Origin of the sequence: Frankia sp. Cppng1_Ct_nod (genome assembly GCF_920656135.1) — a bacterium.
GTDB lineage: Bacteria > Actinomycetota > Actinomycetes > Frankiales > Frankiaceae > Protofrankia > Protofrankia meridionalis.
This window is the reverse complement of the sequence record NZ_CAKKTK010000132.1, coordinates 1-6,533: the sequence shown is the minus strand read 5'-3', so window position 1 is coordinate 6,533 and position 6,533 is coordinate 1. Positions and strand designations below refer to the sequence as shown.

Genomic DNA, 6,533 nt, shown 5'->3' with positions numbered 1-6,533 from the left:
GGTCGCGGGCGCGCACGGCGGCGGCGAGTTCGGCCAGCTCCGGCGGGGCGCCGCCGCCGCGGCCGGGTGGCGCGAACCTCGCGGCCAGGCGGTCGAGCTGTGCCGTGGCCGCCTGCGTGGCAAGGCGCAGTCGGACCGCGTCCAGCGCCCCGCCGAGTGCCGCGCAGTCATCGAGGGTCCGCAGCGGCACGTCACGTACCCGGCCCGCCGCCAGCACCTCGGTGACACCGTCGCGTGCCGCGAGCACGGCGAACACCAGGTCCAGAACGCGGTGCAGGTCACGCAGTCGCGCAAGACGGATCGGCAACGCCAGGCTCGGGTCCACGACAACCCCGACATGCGCCCACTGGCCGGCGAGCGCCGCACTCAGCGCCGTCGCCTCCAGCTGGGCGACCACGACGTCGAGCTGGTCGACGCCGGTCACCGCCACCCCGTCGACAGTGGCCCGCTCAAGGATCGGCTCGGCCGCCTTCTGCGCGTCCGACCTGAACGCGCGCCGGAGCCGGCCGCCGCCGGCCAGGTGGAAACGCAGGTTACGCGCGGCAACGAGCAGCGCCTCGGCGCTCGGAGTCTCCCCCGTCGACACATCCGGGAGGATGATGGCGCGCAGCGCCACCGCCTGTAGTGCCTGTTGGACGCGGTGGGCCTGCGGTCCTGCCTGGGCGAGGACCTGCCACAGCGACTCGTCACGGCGGGCGAGGCCATCGGCGACGGCGCGGCTCGACCACGCCTCGTCCTGCCCACCGGCGGCCATGTCGCGCAGCCGCGCGGTGGCGTCGTCCAGGGCATCGAACGCCGTGCGGAGTTTCGTGACACCTTCCGCGTCCAGCGCCTCCAGCGCGGCGGACACCGCCGACCGGCCGGCGGCGCCGACCCGAGCGGCCTCACGTTCCGCCTCGATCTGTTCCCGCAGGTCATGCGTGGAGGGAAAACCGTCAAGATCGGGGAGGTGCTGACTGCTGCGCGCCGACCGGGCCGGCGTCCGGCCCCGCAGCAGGCCCAGCAGCTCATGGGCCTGCTGCACGGACAGCCCAGGGGCGTCACCGACGGGTACGGGCAGCCATCCGTGCTCATCGGCCTGCTCCCGTAACCGGGTGGCGATGACCGCGAGCGTGCCGGCGAAGCCCGGGGCGACCTCGGGATGCTCGAACGTCTCCGACTCCCGCAACGCCCGGATCCGCTCGGTCAGGGTCGCCCGTTTCGCGAGCGCCTGCTCCCGCATGACGCGGGCCCGCTCGATCCGTTCGGCCCGCAGCCGCGGATTGTGCGCCGCCTTCTCGGCGGCGAGCGCGGCGATGCTGCCGGCAAGCTCGGGCGAACCACCACGGGTCACGTCGGTGAGGCTGACGCACAGCCGCTGCATGTCGTCGGGCAGCTTGTCCCGCAGGACGCGCAGGGCCTGCGCCTTCTGGCTCGTGACCAGGACACGCTGGCCCTGGGCCAGCAACGCCGATATCAGGTTCGCGATCGTGTGGGTCTTGCCCGTACCCGGCGGACCCTCGACCACGACACCGTTGTCGGAGCGGAGCCGGTCGATGATCTGGGCCTGTTCCGGGTTCGCCGGCAACGGGAACAGCGGATCGGCGCCGAGCAGGTTGCCGCGGGTCGTGCCCTGTCCGTCCAGCCATTCCAGCCGCTGGGCCGGTTCCAACGTCTCGACCAGCTGGGCGAGACCGAGCGGGGGGCGGGCGTCCGTCCGCAACGCGAGCAGCATCTCGTCGTAGTAGTTGAGCAGTGCGCTGCGACCGCGGGGACGCAGCAGCAGGACCGGGGCGAAGCACACCGACGGGCGGTCGCCGACCCCGCGAGGCGGACGCCAGCCCGGGTCGTAACCGTCCGCGGCGCCCAGCGCGCGCTCAGGCCATTCGGCGAGCAGCGTCTGGTCGGACTCGCCGAGCGGGCAGGCCTCGGACTCGCGCAGCCGCTCGTGCAGCGCACTCGTCCGCTCGGAGTGGAAGTCGGGGACGGCGCGCAGCAGCGCGGCGTCCTCAAGTCTGGTCAGCACATCGTCGGGCACCCGGACGACCATGGCGCCGGTCCGCCTGTCCATGGCGACCTCGACACGTGTCGTCAGCAACGGGTGACGGATCGCGCGCCCGTCGGACATGTGGTGGGTCAGCAGCCCCGTCCCCAGGACGAGCTCGAGGGTGTCGCCCTCCTGCGAGAGCCGTTGCGAGGCCGTGTACAGCTGGTCGTAGACGCCGCGCTGGCGTGCCGTCAGCCTGTCCCGCACCGCCCATTCCCGCCAGGACGGCAACCAGGCGTCGTAGGCGTCCGCCACCTCCGGTACGTCCACCAGGTCGACGATGCCGAGCCGGGGCGACAACGGCGGGACGTCGAGCGCACTGTCGTCCCGATCGGCCAGGGACACCCAGCCGACAAGCACATCGGGCAGGTCCGGTGGTGGGGTGACCGTCACCGCCGGTACCCGCAGCAGGACCTCCCCCGGCCCGGCCGTCACATCCGGCTCGAGCGGGGAGGGAAGATCACACAACCACGCCCTGGTCGGGTAGGCATCGACGTCGAGGATCTGCTCGCTCTGCGACAGCGCGAGATCGGAGAGGAAGCGGATGAGCCGGCTGCACCGGTCGGCGAGCGTGGCCGAGCTTCCCGACAGCACCGCGGACGGCACAGAGCTTCCCGACAGCGCAGAGCTTCCCGACGGCACCGTGGACGGCGACGTCCCCGACCACGTCCCCGACTGCGGCGTTCCTGATGACGATGCCTCTGATGGCGATATCCACGGCGGCGATGTTCCTGGCACAGTGCCGAGTTTCGCAGCAACCACCGACATCCCGGGCCGCCCGGCCCCACTTCCTCCCGGATGCCGGCGCGGGTCCCACCGTCCGGTCCTGCGGTGCTCCTGTCCTGTCGAGCCCCTGTCCTGTCGATCGGTACGTGGAGGGGCGATCCCCGCCACCTGCGTGTTCCGCGTGCCCGGGCTACATCCCGCGGACGGGTGGCAGCACCCCACCACACAGTGACCCCGCTTGCTGTCAGCGACCGTCGTGTGGCATGACAACACGTGGAGCGTGGTTCTTTCCGTGCGGCAAACCATCCGGACGGTAGAATTGTCTACTGTAGGTTGTCCGCGCGAGTCACCTCGGAGAGAATCACCTCGGAGAGGAGGTGCGAGCCGGATGACCGAGAATGTCCACGATGTTGCCGCGCTGATCCTCGAGCGTCTCGGGCCCATGGATACCTGGCGGCTCCAGAAACTGGTGTACTACTCACAGGCATGGCATCTCGCCAAGCACAGTGACCCGCTTTTCGACGCGGAGATTCAGGCATGGTCGAAAGGGCCCGTGACAAAGGCGCTCTACGACCGTCACGCGGGCGCCTTCGGCGTCCACTCCTGGCCATCAGGTGATTCCAGGCGTCTGGGCACACGGGCACGACAGATCGTGGCCTGGGTGATTGAACAATACGGCGACCTCAGCGGTGAGGAACTCTCCCGGCTCACCCACGCGGAGGCGCCCTGGCGTCTGACGCGCGGCGGACTACCAGAACGGGCCCGATCGAGCGACCCGATCGACTGGACACTGATCCGCGACTACTACGCCCGGCAGTTACTCAACCCGGATGACGCCTTCGCCGACGCGATCGCCGGTGCCCGCCTCGAGGGCCATATGTTCGACACCGGGACCATCAGCCTTCTCCGCCAGGTCGCGGACGGCGCGCGACCCGCGGAAGACGCCGTTGCGGAGGTTCTCGCCCGCTACCAGCGGGAGCACCGCTGACCAGGTGGACGACGATCCCTACTGCTGGCCTGGCACGAACTGCCTGCGTAACAAGCTGGGCATACGCGATGCCGAAGAACTCGCAGCCGTGGAACACACAATCGTCGGTCTCCAACGCATCCGGCTGACCACACGTTCACTGCCAGGCGCCTTCGACACCGCGCATCTTCAACGCTTCCACCGTGCCCTGTTCGGCGACATCTACGACTGGGCCGGCACGATCAGGAACATCAGGATGGCCAAGGGAACATCTACGTTCTGCCTGCCCCAGTTCCTACATGAGCAGCTCGCTGAGCTGTTCGCCGGTCTGGCCGCTGACGGCTACCTGATCGGGCTCGCCCGCGGGCCGTTCCTCGAGCGGTTCGCGACGCTTTACGGCGAGTTGAATGCACTCCACCCGTTCAGGGAGGGTAACGGCCGGACACAGCAGGCGTTCCTGCGGCAGCTCGCGGCAGCCGCAGGATGGAAGATCCGCTGGGACGACGTGGACAAGCAAGATAACGACGAGGCCTGCGCCGCATACTTCAACACCCAGAAAGCGAAGATCCTCATCGACCTCCTCGCGCCCACCGTCCTTCCGATCATCCGATAAGAGCGCCTGGGGAAACGGATCAGTCGACCGCACCGGCCGGCGAGCGTCGATGAAGATCCTGACAGCGATGTTCCTGGCACAACGCCGAGTTTCGCAGCAACCACCGATATTCCGGGCCGCCCGGGGAGGGTCAGGTGGCCGATGGCGTGACACCGGGGGGTCGCATCTGAGCCATGGTGCTGCCGTCCTCGCCGGTATTGGTCCTGGAAGGATCCACGCCCAGAGTGAGCGAGGCGATGACGCCCTTATCGATGTGCTGGTCGTCACGCTGTGCCAGCTGCAGCAGCCCGGCCCTGGTGCCGCCCCCGGCGGCCCGATAGATGTTGTCCTGGTCCAGAGTCGTCCGGACAACGGTGTTTGTGACATACGGGGAAAGGACCTTGATCTTGGCGACCATGTCCTCGGCAAAGTACAGCTGCCCGGTGTGACAGACATGGCCTCCTTCGTAACCGGTGCTCGTCCGCCTGCCGTCGACGTGGACCTTCGTGTGGATATGGATGGCACGGCTGGCGTACCAGCCGGGAAAGATGCTCTGAAAATCCACGCTCCCCCTGCTGTCCGATATCTGGGAGCCTCGCAGATAGGTGAGCTTGTCGGTGGGCTGCTGGTGTGCTCCGAGCGCCGACAGGCCGCCGCTCGGGAACGCACCGGTCGGAATACCGGTCGGAATACCGGTCGGCCGGACGCCGCCTCCTGCACCTGCTTTGGTGTAACCGGAGTACACGCCGAGGGCGTCGCATTGCCAGATCTCCACCACCGCATCCTTGAGCAGACCGCCACTGATGACGTCGACCACGTTGAGTCGCAGAGTGAGCGGTACGCCCGGCTTTCCCTCGGTGATGTCACTCCGGAAAAGTTCGTAGTCGAGGTAGTACGGGCCCTCCATCTCCTCAGCGGTCAGCAAGGCCGCGCTGGAAACCGAGGGTGAGGCCGTGACGTTCTGCGCCGCGGCGCCGCCGCCACTCCCGGTTCCGCAACCGGCGACGCCAAGACCGATGGCTGCGATACCGACACCCGACAGGCCGAGCAGCCTGCGCCGAGAGAGAAGAGCCTGGGAAATCTGGCCGTTGTCGAACTCGCCAGAATCATGCCGGTTGGTCATGGAAGACGAGACTAAGAGCAATGTGTGAGAAACTCGTGAGAAAGACCTGAAGCCGCCATTTAAACCACCCGCACCCGACGATCCGTCGTTGTGCCATCGATGTTCTTCGGTTACGCCTATTTTAATCTTTCCGACAAAGTGACGCGGGGTGGGCCGAGGGTGGTCGTTTCCATACGGCCGGACGCCGACGGTTCACCCGTGACCGCGCCAAAAGGTGGCCAGGCGGATCCGCCGTCCGTATCAGACACCGGATCATTCACGATCCGCAGCATGACATGCAGGACGTCACCGGGTCGGACATCTGCGCATCAACGATGGTGACGTTCATCCATTTCCAGAATATCGATGTTCCGGAACATCGACTCGGGTAACGTGCCTGCCCGGCGGCGGGGCAGGCACAGGCGAGATTTCAGGGCGTGGGCTCGGGAGGTCAGGGGGCGGCGCCGAGGTTGGTGAGGAAACGGGCCGCGACCGGCGCCGCGGACTGTGCCCCGAAACCACCGTCCTCCACGATGACCGCGAACGCCACGGTGCCCCGGTAGCCGACGAACCAACCATGGGTCGGCGGCGGGGTACCGTCCTTGTACTCCGCCGTACCGGTCTTGCCATGCACCTCACCGGGAAACGCCACCGCGTCCGCGGTCCCCTCGGTGACCACCGCGCGCATGAAATCCTGCAGCGGCGCGACCACCGCCGGGGGCAGCGGATTGCTCCTCGGCGCGGTGCCCGTCACGAACGGCTGACGCCAGGTCCCGTTGGCGACAGCCGCCGCCACGCTCGCCATCTCCAGCGGACTCGCGAACACCTTGCCCTGCCCGATCGCCGCCGACGCGGACTCCACCGCGTCCTTGGGCGTCGGGAACGACCCGCCGACGCTCGCGATCGGCAGCGGCTGGCCACCGTCGAAGCCGTAGAGCTTCGCGGCCTGCTCCAGTGCGGTGTCTGGCAGCGACTGCTCCAGGCGGATGAACGCGGTGTTGCAGCTGCGGGCGAACGCGGTGCGCAATGGGATCGGACCGAACTGCTCGGACTCGGCATTCTGGAAGGTGCGGCCACCGATCGCCACCGTCTGCGTGCAGTCGAGCTGCGTGTTCGCGTC

At 68.2% G+C, this 6,533-nt stretch carries 5 protein-coding genes; 2 read left to right on the top strand and 3 right to left on the bottom strand.

Features of this window, described 5'->3' with window-relative positions; genetic code table 11:
* Positions 1–2,632 (bottom strand): AAA domain-containing protein (locus tag NBW77_RS21580; RefSeq protein ID WP_250280248.1); only part of this gene is annotated, 2,632 nt, incomplete at its 3' end.
* Between the two features lie 508 nt (positions 2,633–3,140).
* Here NBW77_RS21580 and NBW77_RS21575 point away from each other — a divergent pair.
* The gene (locus NBW77_RS21575; RefSeq protein WP_131748048.1) at positions 3,141–3,740 is read left to right on the top strand and encodes a type II toxin-antitoxin system antitoxin SocA domain-containing protein; all 600 of its coding nucleotides are present in this window, start codon (positions 3,141–3,143) and stop codon (positions 3,738–3,740) included.
* Between the two features lie 4 nt (positions 3,741–3,744).
* Positions 3,745–4,332: a Fic/DOC family protein gene (locus NBW77_RS21570; RefSeq protein ID WP_131748050.1), complete on the top strand. Its 588-nt coding sequence runs from the start codon at positions 3,745–3,747 to the stop codon at positions 4,330–4,332.
* A 130-nt stretch (positions 4,333–4,462) separates the two neighbouring features.
* Here the strand turns inward: NBW77_RS21570 and NBW77_RS21565 are convergent, their stop codons facing one another.
* Both NBW77_RS21565 and NBW77_RS21560 read right to left on the bottom strand, forming a co-directional pair.
* Complete coding sequence (locus NBW77_RS21565) at positions 4,463–5,434, bottom strand: intradiol ring-cleavage dioxygenase (protein ID WP_131748052.1); 972 nt, start codon at positions 5,432–5,434, stop codon at positions 4,463–4,465.
* Positions 5,435–5,864: 430 nt separating this feature from the next.
* Positions 5,865–6,533 (bottom strand): penicillin-binding transpeptidase domain-containing protein (locus NBW77_RS21560; protein ID WP_250280247.1); only part of this gene is annotated, 669 nt, incomplete at its 5' end.